Source organism: Pseudomonas sp. Marseille-P9899 (assembly GCF_903166565.1).
Classification (GTDB): Bacteria; Pseudomonadota; Gammaproteobacteria; order Pseudomonadales; family Pseudomonadaceae; genus Aquipseudomonas; species Aquipseudomonas huaxiensis.
Genome location: NZ_CAESCG010000001.1, coordinates 2,113,918 through 2,131,454 on the forward strand (window position 1 = coordinate 2,113,918; position 17,537 = coordinate 2,131,454).

Here is a 17,537-nt window from a genome sequence, read left to right on the forward strand (position 1 = left end):
GCACGCCGGGCGTATTCACTTCCCGCGTAAACAGAATTCGCAAAAAACCGCTACGACTTGACCTCACAACTGTTGTTCCCGGTCAGCGGCTGGTGGGGGTGGCGGCAGATTTCTACCCTAGGGTTGCGCTCAACGCGTTTCCTTCAACTCTCAAACAACAAAGGTCTTCAATGAAAATTTTCATAACCGGCGCCTCCGGTTACATCGGCGGTTCCGTTGCCAAGTACCTGGCCGATGCCGGACACGAGGTTACCGGCCTGATTCGCGATCCTGCCAAACGTGATGCCTTGCAGGCGCTGGGTATCCGCCCGGTGCTCGGCACCCTGGACGACGCCTTCATCCTCACCCGCGAGGCGCAGGCCGCCGACGCCGTGGTGCACACGGCAGACTCCGACCACCTCGCCAGCGTCGAGACCTTCATCAACGCCCTGCGTGGCAGCGGCAAGGCGTTCATTCACACCTCCGGCTCCAGCGTGGTCGGTGACGATGCCCGTGGCGCCTATGAGCGCGAGGCGATCTTCACTGACGAGACGCCGTTCGAACCGATGGACATCCGCCGCGACCGCGTGGCGATCAACCAGCGAGTACGCCGTACCGGCGTGGAAGACGGCATTCGCGCCGTGGTGTTCTGCCCCACCATGATCTACGGCGATGCCCTCGGCCTGCCGACCGCCAGCGACCAACTGCCGAAACTGCTGGCGAAATCCCGTCAGTTCGGCGCGGGTGCCTACCTGGGTGCGGGCGTGCATCGCTGGTCCAACGTGCACATCGAAGACCTCGCCGAGCTGTACCGCCTGGCGGTGGAAAAGGCGCCGTCGGCGTCGTTGTTCTTTGCCGAGAATGGCGAAGCATCGTTTATCGAAATCGCCACCTCGATCAGCCATGCGCTGGGCTTCGAAGGCCGCATCGAAAGCTGGCCGGCGGAGGATGCGATTGCCGAACTGGGAGACTGGGCGCGTTTCGCCATCGGCTCGAACAGCCGGGTACGGGCAGTAAATGCCCGGCAACTGCTGGGCTGGCAGCCGCGACGGGAGTCGATTCATCAATGGCTGCGCAGTACCGAGGTGGTTTGGTAAGGCTTCGCGGTTAGGCCGCTTGGCGGCCTCATCGCCGGCAAGACCGGCTCCCACAAGGTCCTTGCTGACCTCAGGATCGGGGCATGGCATCGATCCTGTGGGCGCTGGCTTGCCAGCGATGAGGCCTGGCGGGAACGACGCTGTTGCCAGGCCTCAGCCCCCCTACCTCACTTCCACCAATACTCCACCTGCACCCCGAAATTCCCGCCATGCAACGCGCTACCAAACGCCCCGCTATCAGACAACGCCGAGCCCGCCATCAACTGGTTGGCCGCCCGCTGCGCCGCCTCGTTCCACTGCGCCCAGGTGTAATACAGACGCACCTCCGGCCGGGTCCAGAAGCCCGGTCCCTTGGGTGACCAGGTTGGCGCCACGGTGAACTTGGTCAGTTTTCGGGTGCCATCCGCTGCGTCGATCTGGTCGTGCCCCAGTTCGGTGATCAACTTGAACTGCTCGCTCAAGGCATACACCGGCCGCACACCCACCGACAGCCAGTCCTGGTCGCCGCCCTGCGGGCGCTTGTCCTTCTGGTAGACCACCTGGAACTGCCCGCCAAACCGCGGCGTCACCTGCCAGTCGAAATACTCCACCACCCGCCAGCTCTGGTTGTCGCGGTCCAGGGTCGGGTCGCCGGTATACCCCAGCGCCGTGCCCGGCCCGCGACCGTATTGCAGGGCGACGGTGTTGAGGCCGCCGAGAAAACCCTTCTGCTTGTGCTGCATCGCCACCGACCAGCCACTGTGACTGTCACGGCTGTCCGGTCGTTGCAGATAGCTCACGCCCAGCTCGATCTCGCCTCCGGGATTGCTCTGGAAACCGCCGACATTGAGGTCATGCCGGTTGATATAGGGCTCCTGGAACAGGTTGTCCTTGCGCGAAAACACATAGCTGTATTTCAGGTCACCGATCGCCACTTCATCGAAGCCAAAACCAGTGGCGCTCTGGTTCCAGTAGAAGTAATCGGAGATGTGGATGTCGTTGCGTCGGTAGTAACGGCGCCCGGCCCAGAACGAGCCGCCATTGAGCGCGGGCATGTCACGCCATTGCGCGTACAACTGGACCATCCGCGAGTAGCCATGCTCGCCACGGAACTTCAGGTCGTGGCCATAGGCATTGAATAACTGGGCCATGCCTTCGACGCCAAGGGTCGAACCATCGCCGGGTTTGATCAGGTCTTGGGCCAGTTGCAGCTCGGCAAGTTGCTCGCATTCGTTGCCCAGACGGTATTTGGACGGTGCGCCGGGCAACTGGAAGCAGCTTTGCGTGCCACCGCCGTCGGCGCCGCCGATGCCGCTGCGCAGGTAGCCGGTAAATTCCAGGGCACCGGCCGGTACCGGCAACAGCAGGCTGGTCAGGGTCGTCCCGGCAAGGAGATTCAGGGAAATACGTTTCATGGTCTTGCTCCGCTCATTGTTGTCGTTGTTGTGCGGGCGATCGGAAACAGCGGGCGACAGCCATCCCTGGCGGGCGCGCGGAAACAGGCGCACTCACCCGCTGCCAGATCGCAGCGCGAGTCGTTTGCTGTGGGGTTGTCGCGAGAAGAGTCAGCCGCCGGGGCAGCGGTAATCAGGGGGGATCAGGTTCATGCTTGCGCTCTGATTATTGTTGTTGGGCAAGTACGCAAGGGATGCGGGGCAGGCACTGAGCCCGCCCCGCTCAGGCTCAGTCGATCAGCTCGCGGGCCACGCTTTCGATGCCTTCGGCGTCCAGGCGGTAATGGCGATACAGGTGGGTCGGCGGTGCGATCAGGCTGTACTCGTCATAGATCCCGTGGCGACGGACACGGGTGCCGATGCCAGCCTCGGCGATCACTTCACAGACCGCGCCCCCCAGCCCGCCGAGGATGTTGTGCTCTTCGACGGTGAGGATCGCCCGGCTTTGCCGTGCCACGCGCAACACCGCCTCGACATCCAGCGGCTTGACCGTGGTCATGTCCAGCACGCCCACCGAGCGGCCCTGGGCGTTGAGCGCGCGAGCGGCCTGCAACGCCGGGTGCACGGTGGAACCGGTGGCGATGATGGTCAGTTCTTCGCCGGTCAGCAGCGCGGTGGCCTTGCCGAATTCGAACAGCGGCTCCTGCTCGTAGACCACCGGATCACGCCCGCGCTGAATACGGAAATAGATCGGCTGCGGGTGATGGGCCGAAGCCTTGATCGCCGCCTTCAACTGGTTGGCATCGGCCGGGGCGACGATGGTGATATCGGCGATGGCGCGCATGATCGCCAGGTCTTCGGTGGCGTGGTGCGAGGTGCCGTAGAAGCCCAGCGAGATACCCGCGTGGTGGCCGATCAGGCGCACCGGCAGCGCCGAATAGGCGATGTCCATGCGGATCTGCTCACAGCACAGCAGCGGCAGGAACGAGGCAAAGGTCGCGACGAAAGGCTTCATGCCCACCGCGGCCATGCCGGCGGCGCAAGACACCATGTTCTGCTCGGAAATGCCGAACTGCACGAAGCGCTCCGGGCAGTGTTCGGCGAATTTCGCCAGGCCGTTGGAGTACTGCAGGTCGGCGGTGCCTGCGACCACCGGTTCGCCCTGCTCGACCAGCTCGAGCAAGGCGTCGGACAACGCGTCGAGGCCCGGCGTCTGGGTGTTCAGGGCGCGGTACTGCCAGGAGTTCGCGGACAGGGGTGCAGTGTTCATGTTCAGATCACCTTGCTCTTGATTTCATCGATGGCGCGCTGGGCGTCTTCCGGGTCGAGGTAGCCCAGGTGCCAGCCCGGCTCGGTCTCCATGTAGGAGACGCCTTTGCCCTTGAGCGTCTGAGCGATGATGCACACCGGCCGCTCGCGGTTGCGCTCGGCCTTGATCCGCCGCAGCAGCGGCGTCAGTTCGGCGAGGTTGTGGCCGTCGACGTCGTACACGTCCCAGCCGAAAGCACGCCATTTGTCCGCCAGCGGTTCGATGCCGATCACGTCATCGACGCTGCCATCGAGCTGGAAGCCGTTGCGATCGACGATCGCCACCAGGCTGCCGACCTTGTGGTGGGACGCCGCCATTGCCGCCTCCCACACCTGACCTTCCTGCATCTCGCCGTCACCGAGCATGACGAAGGTGGTGAAGTCCTGGCCGAGCATGCGCCCGGCCATGGCCATGCCCAGCCCGCCCGATAGGGCGTGGCCGATGGAGCCGGAGGAGAAGTCCACCCCCGGCACCTTGCGCATGTCCGGGTGATCGCCCAGCGGATTGCCCAGGCGGGTGTAGCCGTCGAGGATCTCCCTGGCGAAGAAGCCCCACTCCACCAGTACCGGGAACAGGCCGACGGCGGCGTGGCCCTTGCCCATCATGAAGCGGTCGCGTCCGGCCCATTTCGGCTCGCCATGACGCAGCGACATCACGTCGTAATACAGCGCGGCGAACAGCTCGGCCGCGGAGAACACCGAGGTGTAGTGGCCGACCTTGGCGATCTCGATGAGGCGTATGGTTTCCAGCCGGATGAACTGCGCCTTGTCTCGCAGCCGCGCCAGTTCGGCGGGCGTCAGGGCAAATTCATCGGCGTGCTTTGAATCGACTGTCAGGGTCATTTTCCACCTGTGGATCAGTAGTCTTTCGGGGACGGCGCTCAGGCGCCGACGGCCAGCGCGGCGTCAAGCCGGGGCTGCATGAAACGGCTCAGTTGCGGCATCACTTCGCGGGCGGTGAGCTCCATGGAGCGGCGCCACAGGGCCTCGTTGTCCCACTCGTGGAAGGTGGTCATCAGGGTGCCGAACGGGCCGGTCTGCTCGCTGAACGCGATCAGTTGCTGGACCACGCTGTCGGCATCGCCGTAGATCACCATTTCGCGGATGCAATGATCGACGGTGACTTCGGCGTCGGTCATGTCCGGCCGGGTCTTGAAGATCTGCATGTAGTTGTTGCTGGCGAGGTTGTCGATCATGTAGTCGAAGTAGCGCCGCAGGGTGCAGTCGGGGTCGGCCAGGTAGTCCTCGGCCTGGGCCTTGGAGTCGGCGACGAACACCGAGCGTGCCACCCGCCAGTTGCGCGGGTCGGCCTGGTGCCCGGCCGCCTCGGCGCCCTGGCGGTAGGCCTGCCAGTGGGAGGCGACGGTGGCGGTCGGGTTGAAGTTGGCCGACATCAAATCCCAGTCGCGGCTGCCGGCCAGCTTGGCGGTGCCGGAGAACGGACTCATGGCGGTGGTCGCCACCCGCGGGAATGGCTGCTGGAACGGCTTGGGCATGTAGCCGATTTCCAGTTCGTGGTTGACCGAGTTGACCAGCGAGACATCGAAGAACTCGCCAGCGAACTGGTACGGCGCGTCGCTGCCCCAGATGCGCTGGATCATCTCGTAGCACTCGACCATCATCCGCCCGCGGTCCTTGCCATTGCTGCCGTAGACCTCGAAGTCCGAGGCCAGGCCGCCGGGGCCGATGCCCATGAGGAAACGACCGCGGCTCATGTGGTCGAACATCGCAGCGTCAGCGGCGATCCGCGCTGGATGATGGTGCGGCAGGTTGAGCACGCCGGTGCACAGCTTGATGCGCTGGGTCAGCGGGATCAGCGCGGAGAGAAATTGCAGCGAGTTGGTGATCGGCTCGGTGCGCTGGGAGGTGTGCTCGCCAACCCAGACTTCGTCGTAGCCGACCTTGTCCGCATGCACGACGCAGGCGATGTCCTGATCGTACATCTCATGGTAGTCCCAGCCCTTGTGGTGCAAGGGCTGCATGAACATTGCGAGTTTCATCGTGGTTCTCCTTACAAGTGGCTATCAGGCGATAGCGGGCCACGGCGCCCACGCGGGCACCCTGGCGATGGGTCGCGGGATCAACTGCCGTGAAGCAGCCAGCCGCCGTCGACCGTGATGTCGGTGCCGGTGATGTAGGACGCCAGGGGCGAGGCCAGGAACAGCGCCACGTTGGCGATCTCGAACGGCTCGCCGGGGCGGCCCAGCGGGATGTTTTCCAGCACCCGGTTCTGCTGGTGCTGGCGGAACAGTTCCGGTTCGAGGTTGCCGGGCGTCGCGGTCAGCCCCGGCGAAATCGAGTTGACGCGGATGCCGTCGCGGCTGAGGTCCTTGGCCAGGCTGCGGGTCATCGCCAGGATTGCGCCCTTGCTGGTGTCGTAGGTGACGTGGTTGGCCATGGGCCGATGGCCGCACACCGAGGACAGGTTGACGATGCTGCCGCCACGGCCGTGGCGGAGCATCTGGACGCGGGCGCACTGGGCGCCGAAGAACGCGGCGCGGGTGTTGATCGCCTGCATGCGGTCCCAGAAGTCCTCGTCCACTGCCTCGACAGGCTTGAGCGGATAGATCCCGGCGTTGTTCACCCAGATATCCAGGCCGCCCTGCCCGCCCGCCTCGGTCGCGAGCCGTTCGATCTGCTCGCGGCGCGACACGTCGGTGGCGACGAAACTCACCGCCAGACCCGCTTCCAGCAGCTCGTCGGTGCGCTCGCGCGCCAGGCTGCCGATCACCACGCGGGCGCCGGCCTGGGCCAGCCGCCGGCTGATGTCCAGACCGATGCCGGAGCTGCCGCCGGTGACCACCGCGACCTTGCCGCGCAGGTCCAGCAGGGACGCGAACGGCGTTTCATCCAGGTGCCGGTATTCGAGGGTTTGCATGGAAAACCTCCTCAGGCCGTGGCCAGTGCCATGATCGATTCCGGCGCGACTTGCTCACCGTCGAGAATGCCCTGGCTGGCGCCGCGGGCCATGACCATCACCCGGTGCGACAGGCCGATCACTTCGTCCAGGTCGGAACTGACCACCACCACTGCCGCGCCGGTGGCGGCGAGGTCGGCGATCAACTGGTAGATCGCCGCGCGGGCGCCCATGTCGATACCGCGGGTGGGCTCGTCGAGGATGATTACCCGCGGCTCGCGGGCGATCCATTTGGCAATCACCACCTTCTGCTGGTTGCCGCCGGAGAGTTTGTCCAGGTGCTTGCCCGGGTCGCCCTTGACCCCGAGGCTGGCGATACGCTCGCTGGCGAAGGCGTCGATGCGCCGCCGCGACAGCAGGCCACGCGCGCCGAGGCGATCGAGATTGCAGTAAGCCAGGTTCTCGGCGATCGAATGGTCGAGCACCACGCCCTCGCCCTTGCGGTCTTCGGGCACCAGCACCACCCCGGCCGCGATCGAGGCGCGCACGCCGTCCAGGCGCAACGGTTTGCCGTCCACCCGCACCTCACCGCTGGCCACCGGATCGACTCCGGCAATGGCGCGGATCACTTCGCTGCGCCCGGCGCCGACCATGCCGGCGATGCCGAACACCTCGCCCCCGCGCACCGAGAAGGAAATATCGCGAAAGCGCTTGCTCCGGCACGACAGCCCGCGCACCTGCAGCACCTCATTCGACTGCGGCGCGGCAATGGCCGGGAACAGCCGCTCGATGGAGCGCCCGACCATCTGCGCCACCAGCGTGTCCACCGCCACATCGGCGCGCTCATGGCGGGCCACCAGATGACCGTCGCGCATCACCAGCACGCGGTCGGCGATGCGGCCGATCTCTTCCATGCGGTGGCTGATGTAGATGAACGACACCCCTTCGCGCTTGAGCGCCTCGATCTGCCGGAACAGCAACTCGGTCTCTTCCGCCCCTAGCGCGGCGGTCGGCTCATCGAGGATCAGCAGGCGCGATTCCAGGGTCAGCGCCTTGGCGATTTCCACCAGTTGCTGGGCGGCAATACGCAGGTCGCGCACCAGGGTGTCCGGCGAAATATCCAGCCCCAGGCGTTCGAGCTGCACCCGTGCCTCGCGGCGCATGCGCTCGCGATCCAGCATGCCGTGGCGGGTGGGCAGATGGCCGAGGAAGATGTTCTCCGCCACGCTCAGCTCAGGCAGCAACTGAATCTCTTGATGGATCATGTTCACGCCAAGGGCAATGGCGTCCTTCGGGCAGGTCGGCGCGTAAGGCTGGCCATCGAGCTGCATGCTGCCGCGGGTCGGGCACAGCGAGCCGGCGATGATCGACGACAGGGTCGATTTGCCGGCGCCGTTCTCGCCCAGCAACGCCACCACTTCACCGCGGCCGATCTCCAGGCTGATGCTCTCCAGCACGCAAACGGTGTTGAAGGACATGCCCAGTTGCTCGGCGCGAAACAACGGCGCGTCAACGGTTGTCGGATTCATGGTCAGACTCCTAGGGGTGCCGGGCGATGAAGGCATCGACGTTGTCGCGGGTGGTGACGAAGGCCGGCAGCAACTGGCGCTTCTCCACCGTCTGGCCGGCTTTCAGCGCAACCGCAGTGCGCAGCGCGGTGCGGCCCATTTCCACGGCCTGCTGGGTGATGGTCATGTCCATCTTGCCGTCGCGTACCGCCTCCAGCGCTGCGGGCAGGCCGTCGTAACCGAAGATCCACACCTTGTGCTCGACGTTGGCCACCCGCACGGCCTGCGCCGCACCGAGGGCCGGGGCATCCGAGCGGCCGACGAAGACGTTGATGCCGGGGTGCTTCTGCAGCATGTCCTGGGCGACCTTGAAGCCGTTGTCCTGCAGCCAGTCGGTGGGCTTGCGGTCAACCACCTGGATGCCCGGGGTCTTCGCCAGTTCGACATCGAAGCCTTCGGCACGGGTCAGTTCGGTGGTGTCGCCGAGGGTGCCCTGAAGCAGGCCGACCTGGGCCTGCGGACCGGTCAGGCGCACCACCTGGCGGGCCAGTTCGGCGGCAGCGCCGGTGTTGTCGGTGGAAATGTAGGCATCGCATTCGACGTTCTTCGGGAAGTTGTCGACGCACACCACCGGCACGCCCTGCTGCTTGGCCAGCCTCACCGGCACCGCAGACGCGGCCGAGCCGGTGGCGGTGTACAGCAGCACATCGATGCCTTTGCTGAGCATGTCCTGAATCTGGCTGACCTGGCGCGCCGGGTCAGCCTGGGCGTCGGCCACCAGCACCTGCTCGATGCCCAGGCCCTGGGCCTGTTCCATTACACCGTCACGCACCATCAGGTAGAACACCCATTGCAGGCTGGGGATCGACATGCCGACCTTGAGCGGTTTGCTCTCGGCATGGGCCAGCGCCGGCAAGAGCAGCAGCAGCAGGGCAAAAAACGCGCGCACGGGCGCAGAGAAAACGTTCATGGACGCCTCCGGAATTTATTGTGGTTGTGAGGGGCTTTTTGGGGGTCAGGCGTTCTTGCGTTTCATCGCGTCGAGCATCACCGCGGCGGCGATGACCGCGCCGATGATCACCTGCTGGACGAAGGGGGAAATCCCGGCGAGGTTCAGGCCGTTGCGCAGCACGCCAATGATCAGCACGCCAACCAGCGTGCCGGCGACACTGCCGACGCCGCCCTTGAGGCTGCCGCCGCCGATCACCACGGCGGCGATCACGTCCAGCTCATAACCAACCCCGGCACCGGCGCCGGCGGTGTCCAGCCGCGAGGTGAGAATCACCCCGCCGAGCGCCGCGGTGATGCCGCAGATCACATAGACGATGGCGGTGTGGGTCTTGACCCGGATGCCGGACAGTTTGGCGACCCTGGCACTGCCGCCGATGGCGTAGAGGCTGCGTCCGGCCACGGTAAAGCGCATGACGAACCAGAACAGTACGGCGAGCACCACGAAGCAGGCCACGGTGAGCGAGATGAAGCCGGCATAGCGGATGATCGACAGATTGCCGAACCACTCGGGAAAGCCGCTGATCTGGGTGCCATCGGTGACCATGTAGGCGACCCCACGGGCCATCGACATCATCGCCAGGGTGGCGATGAACGACGGCAGCCCCGCTCGCACCACAAGGCCGGCGGTAATACCGCCACAGGCGGCGCCGGTGAGCAAGGCGGCGCCGATCGCCAGGCCCATCGGCAGGCCAAGCACCCGTTCGGCCCAGCTCATGACCATGATCGACACGGCCAGCACCGCGCCCACCGACAGGTCGATGCCACCGATCAGGATCACCAGGGTCATGCCCAGCGCCATGATGCCGAGCACGGTCACCTGATCGAGGATATTGAGGAGGTTGCCAACGGTGAGGAAAGCGTCGGTGGCAAGGCTGAGCACCAGACACAACAGCAGCAGGCCGAGCAGCGGACCGGTGATACCGGAAGCCTGCGCGGACAGCTTGAGGGAGGGCAGCAGCACGCGCGCCCTGGAACTGAAGCCATACATGTGAACACCACTTCTTGTATTTATTGGAGGGGTACGGTTATTGCACTCAGGCTGCCAGTTCGCGGAAACGACCACCCATATAAACCAGGGGTGATTCCAGCGACTGGGTTATTACGTTCATGACATTGCCGATAAAGATGGTGTGCGAGCCGTAATCCACTTCCTGAACAACTTCGCAGAAGATCGACGCCTGGGCGTCGAGCAAATAGCGCAGGCCGTTTTCACCCACTGCCCAGTCGCCATCAACGAAGCGCCGGTCACGCAATTCCGGCTTGCTGAAGATGGCGCACAGCGCCTCGTGTTCGCGTTGCAGCATGTTCACGCAGAACAGCCCGGAGCGCTTGATGATGGGCGAAGCGCTGCTGCTGCGGTTGACGCAGACCAGCGCCGACGCCGGGTCCATGGAAACCGAGGAGAACGCGGTGGCCGCCAGGCCGTGGGGGCAGCAGTGCTCGTCGATGGTGGTGACCAGGGTCACGGACGCGGCGAAGCGGCCCATGGCGCTGCGAAACAGATCGGTGACGTGCGGGGTGCCGTTGATTGCTTGACTCGATAGTGCGGACATCTTTCAACTCCTCTTAGCGTTGAGCCTGTCGCCATCTTAGGAGCCCGCCGGACAAGCAGGTATTCGAGTTTCCCGGAATGACTTTTCAGCCAGACTGAAAGCTGCGGTTATTTATTCAGACTTATTGAACGCGGTGATTGCCAGGCTTTAACCAGGCATGAAGAATGGCGTCCGCCATACTGAATAAAACAATGATGAGGAGCACACTTCATGGCCGATAGACTTCAGGACCTGCGCTTGTTTCGACTGGTGGTGCAGGCCGGTTCGCTGTCGATGGCCGGGCGCCAGTTGGGTCTCTCGCCCGCGGCCATGAGCGGCCGCCTCAAGGCCATGGAAGAGTTCTATGGTTTGCGCCTGGTCAAACGTAATACCCGCGGCCTGAGCCCTACCGCCGAGGGCCTTTATCTGTTCGAGGCGGCGCTGAAAATCCTCGAAGACGTCGAGGCGCTGGACAGCGTTATCCGCGGCGGCAGCGCCCAGTTGCGCGGCACCATCGGCGTCACCTGCCCCACCGACCTGGGTCGCCAGTGGGTCAGCCAGTTGGTGGACGCCTTCGTCGAGGAACACCCCCACGTCACCGTGCGCCTGTTCTTCACCGACCGCCTGCTGGACTTCGTCGAGTCCGGCTCGGACATCGCCATCCGCTACGGCAATCTGCCCGACAGCACGCTGGTCGCCCGCTCCCTCGGCGGTGACCGGCGCATCGTCTGCTGCTCCCCCGATTACCTGGCCCGCCACGGCGCACCGCAATCCCCCGAAGACCTGGCGGCGCACAACTGCCTGATCCACCTGCAGGCGGACTTCCCCCAGGACAAATGGCGCTTCACCCGCGACGGCGAAACCTTCTCGGTGCAGGTCAAGGGCAACCGCCTGGTCAACGACGGTTTCACCCTGCGCCAGTGGACGCTGCAAGGGCTGGGCATCGCCTGGAAATCCGTCTGGGAAGTGGCCGAGGACATCCAGGAAAACCGCCTGGTGCCGCTGCTGGAAGACTTCAGTTGCCCGGCCACCGGCTTTCACCTGCTCACCGAGGGCGGCAAGAAACTGCCGCGGCGGGTCAAGGCCTTCGTCGATTTCGCGGTGCGCTACTTCAACGAACTGGACACGCCCGCGCGGCGGCTGCTGACGCCCGTCGAGGCGTGAACTGCGCCGGGCTAGATCCGCGGCAATTGCGCCAGCTCAGCGAACACCGGCGCCAGCGCCGCCTGCATGCGCGCCTGCACCTGTCGCCGCTGTCGGTAGAGGGCGTGTCGCGCCGGGTCCGGCTGGACCACGCCGCCCGGGGTGCCCGCCGCGTGCAACGCCGCCTCGCGCAGGTCGCTGAAGACGCCGGCGCCATACCCCGCCAACAACGCCGCGCCGAGCGCCGCCGCCTCGAACACGCCATGCCGGCGATAGGGCAAGCCCAGCACGTCCGCCTTGATCTGGCTGCATGCCTCGCTAGCGGCACCACCGCCGACCACCAGCACCGGGCCCGCACCCGAGCGCAGGCCGGTGGTGGCCATCGCGTCGAGAAATCCGGCGTATTCATAGGCGGTCGCCTCGATCATCGCCCGCTGCAAATCGGCCAGACTGTGTTGCCAGGACAGCCCGACAAAGGCTCCACGCCGGTCCGCCGCCAACGGCAGATGGCGCCCGCCCATATGCGGCGCAAACAACAAGGGCGGCGCGGCGCCGTGCTCGCGCAACGCCGCGCTGACCTCGTGCGGCGGGCGTACCTGCTCGCGCAGTGACGCCAGCCAGTCGAGATTCAGCCCGCCGCCGCCAACGTAACCGGCGCTGTAGTACAGATCCGGCAAACAGTGGCGCAGAGTCAGCAGGGTCTTGTGCTGGCGGTCGACGGCGAAATCACGGCGCACCGCACAGAGCACCGAACCGGTGCCGGCGATGTCCAGCAACTGGCCGTCCTCGAACGCGGCGCTGCCCAGCAGGGTCGCCGCGATATCGCCGCAACCGGCAAAGATCGGCGTGCCCGGCAACAGGCCCAGGCGCTCGGCGCATGCACTGGACAACCCGCCGATGCGTTCCCAGGGTTCGACGATTCGCGGCAGATGGGCGACATCGAGGCCAAGCGCGCGCACCAGTTCCAGGTTCCAGCGCGCAGCGGGGCTATCGGCAACGTTGTTGAAACCCAGATGAGTGGTGTCAAAAAACGCCTCGCTGCCGTCCAGCCCGGCCAGTTGCAGGGCGACCAGCGCCGATGGCGTGGTCAGCTTGCACACCGCGCGATAGCGCTCGGGCTGCTGCTCGCGCATCTGCAGCCACTTCGCCGCATGGCCGGCGATCAACTGGCTGCCGGAGCGCTGGATGATCTCGTCTTCATGCGGCCGCAGCAGGTCGAGGGTGCTGGCGCAGTCCAGGTCCAGCCAGGAATCGCAGGGCCCCAGCGCCTGGCCGCGAGCATCCACCGCGCACAACCCCGCCATCTGCCCGCAGATGGCGACCCCGGCCACCTGCCCCGGCGTGCTCCCCGCCTCGGCGAGCGCCTGGGCAATGGCCACCAGTACCGATTCGAACAGCGCATCGAAAGCAATGCCCTGCCCCGCCCGTTGCCCCAGCGGGACAGCGCCCACCCGAGCCGCACCGCGCAGGTTGCCCTCGGCATCCAGCGCTACCGCACGGGTGCTGGACGTGCCGAGATCGACGCCGATGGAAATTGCCTGACTGCTCACGAACCGCACCTCGACGCCAAGGATGGGAGCACGGCGCTTATTCGACGTGAACGTGCTCGACAAGAAAATCCAGCACCGCGCGCACCCGCAACGGTACATGGCCATCCTGGCCGACAAACACCGCGTGGATCTCTTCCAGATCCCCGGGGTTGAACACTTCCATCACCGGCACCAGCCGCCCGGCGGCGATGTCCTCGCGCACCCGGAACAGCGCCAGCCGCGCCAGCCCGGTGCCGTTCAGGGCCAGTTGGCGCAGGGCTTCACCGTCGCTGGCCTGGACACTGCCCTGGGTGACGACCTTGACCACCTCGCCACCGTCCAGCAGCGGCCAGCCGTTATAGGCACGTCGGTAATTGGCGGTCAGCAGATTGTGGCGTTGCAGCGCGGTCGGGCTGTCCGGGGTGCCATGGCGTTGCAAATAGTCCGGCGAGCCGACGATCACCATCGGCGTCTGCCCCAGCTTGCGCGCCACCAGACTGGAATCCTTCATCGGCCCTGCGCGCACGGCGATATCGGTGCGCTGGCCGAGCACATCGACCACTTCATCGGTGAGGACCAGATCCAGCATCACCTGCGGCAACCGCTCGGTCATCAACGGCACCAGCGGCAACAGAAAATGCCAGGCGAACGCCAGGTTGGCGTTGATCCGCACCCGGCCGCGGGGTGCGTCCTGCGATGCGACATTGCGCTCCAGCTCATCCAGATCAGCGAGCAGGCACACACCGCGCTCGTGATAGGCGCGGCCTTCCTGGGTCAGGCTTAGTTGCCGGGTGGAGCGATTGAACAGCCGCGAGCCCAGACGGGTCTCCAGGCGTGCCACCAGCTTGCTCACAGCAGATGGCGTCATCCGCAGATCCCGCGCCGCCGCCGAGAAACTGCCCGTCTCGACCACCCGAACGAACACCTCCAGCTCGCCGGAGCGATTGATATCCAGGCGCGCCATGCGTACTTCACCCTGTCGCAAAAGGGCAAGCGTAGCTGGGTGCTGGGGGTGCGGGCAGAGGGGGTTTGGTGAAAAGTGTTTTTACGATCAGTGAAAGATCGGGTGCCGGGTGGGCACCGACCCGAGCGAGCGCCGCCGAAGCAGCACTCGATATCGACAACCTCACTCCAAGGTAATTTTCCCCGCCTCGATCACTTCCCCCCAGCGCTTGTTGTCCTGCGCGATCAGCTCGGCGAACCCGGCAGGCGAGCTGTGCTCGACGCTGATGCCGTTCTGGCCAAAGCGCTCGGCGGTCTGTGGCGCCTTGGCAATAACGTCGATGGCGCCGCTCAGTTTCTGCACCAGCTCCGGCGCGGCGCCTTTGGGCAGGACGATGCCGAACCAGCCCGAAGCGACAAACCCCGGCAGCCCGGCTTCGGTGGCGCTGGGTACGTTAGGCAGCAACGGCGAGCGCTCGGCGCTGCTCAGGACCAGGCCCTTGAGTTTGCCGGCCTGGATCTGTGGCGCGAGCACGGTCAGGGTGTCGACGGCGACGTCGATTTCGCCGCCGAGCAGGCCGGTCACCGCCGGTGCGCTGCCTTTGTACGGAACGTGCAGCAGGTCCGCGCCGGACAGGTGCTTGAGCAGTTCACCGGAGAGGTGGCACAGCGTGCCGTTGCCGCAGGACGAGTAGCTCAGCGCCCCGGGATGGGCTTTGGCTTCGGCGATCAGGCCCGCCAGCGAGTCGATCTTGCTGCTGGCCTGGACCGCAACCACGTTGGGCACGGAGGCGACGACGGCGACCGGCACGAAGTCTTTCTTCCAGTCGTAACGCAGGTCTTTTTGCAGGTTGGGCAGGATCGCCAGTTGTCCGGCGGTGGCCAGGGACAAGGTGTAGCCGTCCGGCTTGGCCTTGGCCACCGCCTCGGCGGCGATGGCGGTGCCGGCACCCGGTTTGTTGTCCACCACCACCGGCTGGCCGAGGGAGGCCGACAGTTGCTCAGCGTAGTAGCGGCCGACGGTGTCCGCCGCGCCACCCGGCGGGAACGGCACGATCAGGGTCACGGCGCGGCTCGGGTAATTGTCGGCCTGGGCCAGGCCGGTGATGCCCAGGGCCAGGGCGGCCAGGGCGAATTTCAGGGGTTTGGCGAATTTCATGGGCGGTTCCTGGAACAGAGGGATCGTAGAAGGATTCAATCTTCGCTGAAGGCCACCTGGCGGGTGGCGCGAACCCGTGGCGAGAGCATCAGCACCACCACCAGCACGCAGATGATCAGCAGGGTCAGGCTCAGGGGACGGGTGACGAACACCGTCGGGTCGCCCCGCGACAGCAACATCGCGCGGCGCAGGTTTTCTTCCATCAGCGGGCCGAGCAGGTAGCCGAGCAGCAGCGGCGCCGGCTCGCAGTGCAGCTTGATGAACAGGTAGCCGAGCAGGCCGAAGGCAACGGTGAGCAACACGTCGAACAGGCTGTTGTTGACGCTGTACACGCCGATGCAGCAGAACAGCAGGATCGACGGGTACAGCAGGCGGTACGGCACCGCCAGCAGGCGCACCCAGATGCCAACGAGTGGCAGGTTGAGCACCAGCAGCAACAGGTTGCCGATCCACATGCTGACGATCAGGCCCCAGAACAGCTCGGGACGGTCGTCGATCACCTGCGGGCCGGGGACGATGCCGTGGATCATCATGGCGCCGGCCATCAGCGCCATGACCGCGTTGGACGGCAGGCCCAGCACCAGCATCGGGATAAACGAGGTCTGCGCACCGGCGTTGTTCGCCGATTCGGGGCCGGCGACGCCTTCGATGGCGCCCTGACCGAAACGCTCGGGGTGCTTGGCCAGACGCTTTTCCACCATGTACGAGGCAAACGAGCCGAGCATGGCGCCGCCGCCGGGCAGCACGCCCAGCAGCGCGCCAAGGCCGGTGCCGCGCAGGATCGGTTTCCAGCTACGGCGGTAGTCTTCCTTCGACGGCAGCAGGCTGCCGACCCGCGCCACCTTCGGCACGCCGCCGTGGTCGCGTTCGAGGTTGGCGATGATTTCGGCGATGCCGAAGATGCCCATGGAAATCACCACGAAGCTGATGCCGTCGCTCAACGCCGGAATACCGAAGGTGAAACGCTCGACACCGGAGTTGACGTCAGTGCCCACCAACCCGAGCAGCAACCCGAGCAGGGTCATGGCCACGGCCTTGAGCACATCACCCTGGGCCAGCACGATCGCCGCCACCAGGCCGAGCAGCATCAGCGAGAAATATTCCGCGGGGCCGAATTTCAGCGCGACCTCCGCCAGCGGCGTGGCGGCGGCGGCTAGCAGCAGAATCGCGAGACTGCCGGCGACGAACGAACCGATGGCAGCGATTGCCAGTGCCGCCCCCGCCCTGCCCTTGCGGGCCATGGCGTGGCCGTCGAGGCAGGTGACCACCGAGGACGACTCACCCGGCAGGTTGACCAGAATCGCCGTGGTCGAGCCGCCGTACTGCGCACCGTAATAGATGCCCGAGAGCATGATCAGCGCGGCGGCCGGGGTCAGGCCATAGGTGATCGGCAGGAGCATGGCGATGGTCGCCACCGGCCCCAGGCCCGGCAACACACCGACCAAGGTGCCGAGGGTGACGCCGAGCAGGCAGTACAACAAATTGTTCACGGTGAAGGCGGCTTCGAGGCCGATGCCGAGGTGGTCGAGCAGTTCCATGATCCGTCCTCAGACCGGCCAGGCTGGCAGATTCAAGCCCAGCCCCCAGGCGAACACCAACACGCTGAACAGCCCCAGCGCGCAGCCGAGCACGGCCAGTTCGGCGAGGTTGGCGCGGCGCCGGGCCAGGCCGCTGAGCAGAGTCATCAACAGGGTGGACAGGCCAAGACCGAGGCTCGGCAGCAGCAAGGCGAAAGCCACCACGCTACCGCCGATGGACAAGCCCACCCGCGCCTGGAACAGCTCACCCAGCGCCACCCGCTCGCGGGACAACAGAAGCCCGCGCACCAGCAGCGCCACGCCCAGTCCGCACAGGGCCAGACTCACCAGCCAGGGAAAATAGCCGGCGCCCATGCGCATGGCGGTGCCGGTGGCGTAGTCGCTGCCGATCAGCAGGCCAGCGATGCCGAAGCCGAGAAACAGCAGGCCGGCGAGGACTTCGCGGGCATCGAAAGCAGGGATCGCACTTGAGTGGCGCGCAGAGCATCGGACACGGAACATCTCCAAGTGCCTTGAAAGGCACGGTGGCGGACGATCCGCGCGTGCGGTCTCGTAGTTTTC

General features: G+C 65.6%; 16 protein-coding genes. 2 read left to right on the forward strand and 14 right to left on the reverse strand.

What is annotated here, in order from left to right; genetic code table 11:
• The first annotated feature begins 170 nt into the window (after nt 1-170).
• Nucleotides 171-1,076 (forward strand): NAD-dependent epimerase/dehydratase family protein, encoded by a 906-nt coding sequence (locus tag HWV67_RS09075; protein ID WP_175650899.1) that lies wholly within the window; start codon nt 171-173, stop codon nt 1,074-1,076.
• A 167-nt stretch (nt 1,077-1,243) separates the two neighbouring features.
• Here the strand turns inward: HWV67_RS09075 and HWV67_RS09080 are convergent, their stop codons facing one another.
• The 9 genes from HWV67_RS09080 to HWV67_RS09120 all read right to left on the reverse strand — a co-directional run bounded on the left by HWV67_RS09080 (nt 1,244) and on the right by HWV67_RS09120 (nt 10,686).
• Complete coding sequence (locus HWV67_RS09080; protein ID WP_175650900.1) at nt 1,244-2,470, reverse strand: maltoporin; 1,227 nt, start codon at nt 2,468-2,470, stop codon at nt 1,244-1,246.
• A 268-nt stretch (nt 2,471-2,738) separates the two neighbouring features.
• Nucleotides 2,739-3,719, reverse strand: a complete 981-nt coding sequence (locus tag HWV67_RS09085; protein WP_175650901.1) for a transketolase family protein — start codon at nt 3,717-3,719, stop codon at nt 2,739-2,741.
• Nucleotides 3,720-3,721: 2 nt separating this feature from the next.
• Complete coding sequence (locus HWV67_RS09090; protein ID WP_175650902.1) at nt 3,722-4,600, reverse strand: transketolase; 879 nt, start codon at nt 4,598-4,600, stop codon at nt 3,722-3,724.
• Nucleotides 4,601-4,638: 38 nt separating this feature from the next.
• Complete coding sequence (locus HWV67_RS09095; protein WP_175650903.1) at nt 4,639-5,757, reverse strand: LLM class flavin-dependent oxidoreductase; 1,119 nt, start codon at nt 5,755-5,757, stop codon at nt 4,639-4,641.
• Between the two features lie 80 nt (nt 5,758-5,837).
• A complete protein-coding gene (locus tag HWV67_RS09100) occupies nt 5,838-6,635 on the reverse strand; it encodes an SDR family NAD(P)-dependent oxidoreductase (protein ID WP_175650904.1) in 798 nt (265 codons plus the stop codon).
• Nucleotides 6,636-6,646: 11 nt separating this feature from the next.
• Complete coding sequence (locus tag HWV67_RS09105) at nt 6,647-8,143, reverse strand: sugar ABC transporter ATP-binding protein (RefSeq protein WP_175650905.1); 1,497 nt, start codon at nt 8,141-8,143, stop codon at nt 6,647-6,649.
• Between the two features lie 10 nt (nt 8,144-8,153).
• Complete coding sequence (locus HWV67_RS09110) at nt 8,154-9,092, reverse strand: sugar ABC transporter substrate-binding protein (protein WP_175650906.1); 939 nt, start codon at nt 9,090-9,092, stop codon at nt 8,154-8,156.
• Between the two features lie 45 nt (nt 9,093-9,137).
• Nucleotides 9,138-10,121: an ABC transporter permease gene (locus HWV67_RS09115; RefSeq protein ID WP_175650907.1), complete on the reverse strand. Its 984-nt coding sequence runs from the start codon at nt 10,119-10,121 to the stop codon at nt 9,138-9,140.
• Between the two features lie 46 nt (nt 10,122-10,167).
• Entirely contained in the window at nt 10,168-10,686 is a 519-nt protein-coding gene (locus HWV67_RS09120) for a flavin reductase family protein (RefSeq protein WP_175650908.1), read from the reverse strand.
• Nucleotides 10,687-10,896: 210 nt separating this feature from the next.
• Between HWV67_RS09120 and HWV67_RS09125 the strand changes: the two genes are divergently transcribed.
• Nucleotides 10,897-11,829 (forward strand): LysR family transcriptional regulator, encoded by a 933-nt coding sequence (locus tag HWV67_RS09125; RefSeq protein WP_175650909.1) that lies wholly within the window; start codon nt 10,897-10,899, stop codon nt 11,827-11,829.
• A gap of 11 nt (nt 11,830-11,840) precedes the next feature.
• Here HWV67_RS09125 and HWV67_RS09130 read toward each other — a convergent pair whose 3' ends face one another.
• The 5 genes from HWV67_RS09130 to HWV67_RS09150 form a co-directional block, all read right to left on the reverse strand.
• Nucleotides 11,841-13,358: a xylulokinase gene (locus tag HWV67_RS09130; RefSeq protein WP_175650910.1), complete on the reverse strand. Its 1,518-nt coding sequence runs from the start codon at nt 13,356-13,358 to the stop codon at nt 11,841-11,843.
• A gap of 37 nt (nt 13,359-13,395) precedes the next feature.
• Nucleotides 13,396-14,301, reverse strand: a complete 906-nt coding sequence (locus tag HWV67_RS09135; protein ID WP_175650911.1) for a LysR family transcriptional regulator — start codon at nt 14,299-14,301, stop codon at nt 13,396-13,398.
• A 162-nt stretch (nt 14,302-14,463) separates the two neighbouring features.
• On the reverse strand, nt 14,464-15,438 hold the full coding sequence (locus HWV67_RS09140; protein ID WP_175650912.1) for a Bug family tripartite tricarboxylate transporter substrate binding protein: 975 nt from the start codon (nt 15,436-15,438) through the stop codon (nt 14,464-14,466).
• A 35-nt stretch (nt 15,439-15,473) separates the two neighbouring features.
• Nucleotides 15,474-16,976, reverse strand: coding sequence for a tripartite tricarboxylate transporter permease (locus HWV67_RS09145; RefSeq protein ID WP_175650913.1), 1,503 nt, complete (start codon nt 16,974-16,976; stop codon nt 15,474-15,476).
• Between the two features lie 9 nt (nt 16,977-16,985).
• On the reverse strand, nt 16,986-17,477 hold the full coding sequence (locus tag HWV67_RS09150; RefSeq protein ID WP_175650914.1) for a tripartite tricarboxylate transporter TctB family protein: 492 nt from the start codon (nt 17,475-17,477) through the stop codon (nt 16,986-16,988).
• Nucleotides 17,478-17,537: the final 60 nt, after the last annotated feature.

Coding starts and splice junctions, on each gene's coding strand:
- HWV67_RS09140 (WP_175650912.1), bottom strand. CDS start 15,438: ATGAAATTCGCCAAACCCCTGAAATTCGCCCTGGCCGCCCTGGCCCTG.
- HWV67_RS09105 (WP_175650905.1), bottom strand. CDS start 8,143: ATGAATCCGACAACCGTTGACGCGCCGTTGTTTCGCGCCGAGCAACTG.
- HWV67_RS09110 (WP_175650906.1), bottom strand. CDS start 9,092: ATGAACGTTTTCTCTGCGCCCGTGCGCGCGTTTTTTGCCCTGCTGCTG.
- HWV67_RS09100 (WP_175650904.1), bottom strand. CDS start 6,635: ATGCAAACCCTCGAATACCGGCACCTGGATGAAACGCCGTTCGCGTCC.
- HWV67_RS09135 (WP_175650911.1), bottom strand. CDS start 14,301: ATGGCGCGCCTGGATATCAATCGCTCCGGCGAGCTGGAGGTGTTCGTT.
- HWV67_RS09145 (WP_175650913.1), bottom strand. CDS start 16,976: ATGGAACTGCTCGACCACCTCGGCATCGGCCTCGAAGCCGCCTTCACC.
- HWV67_RS09085 (WP_175650901.1), bottom strand. CDS start 3,719: ATGAACACTGCACCCCTGTCCGCGAACTCCTGGCAGTACCGCGCCCTG.
- HWV67_RS09125 (WP_175650909.1), top strand. CDS start 10,897: ATGGCCGATAGACTTCAGGACCTGCGCTTGTTTCGACTGGTGGTGCAG.
- HWV67_RS09120 (WP_175650908.1), bottom strand. CDS start 10,686: ATGTCCGCACTATCGAGTCAAGCAATCAACGGCACCCCGCACGTCACC.
- HWV67_RS09150 (WP_175650914.1), bottom strand. CDS start 17,477: ATGTTCCGTGTCCGATGCTCTGCGCGCCACTCAAGTGCGATCCCTGCT.
- HWV67_RS09080 (WP_175650900.1), bottom strand. CDS start 2,470: ATGAAACGTATTTCCCTGAATCTCCTTGCCGGGACGACCCTGACCAGC.
- HWV67_RS09115 (WP_175650907.1), bottom strand. CDS start 10,121: ATGTATGGCTTCAGTTCCAGGGCGCGCGTGCTGCTGCCCTCCCTCAAG.
- HWV67_RS09075 (WP_175650899.1), top strand. CDS start 171: ATGAAAATTTTCATAACCGGCGCCTCCGGTTACATCGGCGGTTCCGTT.
- HWV67_RS09095 (WP_175650903.1), bottom strand. CDS start 5,757: ATGAAACTCGCAATGTTCATGCAGCCCTTGCACCACAAGGGCTGGGAC.
- HWV67_RS09090 (WP_175650902.1), bottom strand. CDS start 4,600: ATGACCCTGACAGTCGATTCAAAGCACGCCGATGAATTTGCCCTGACG.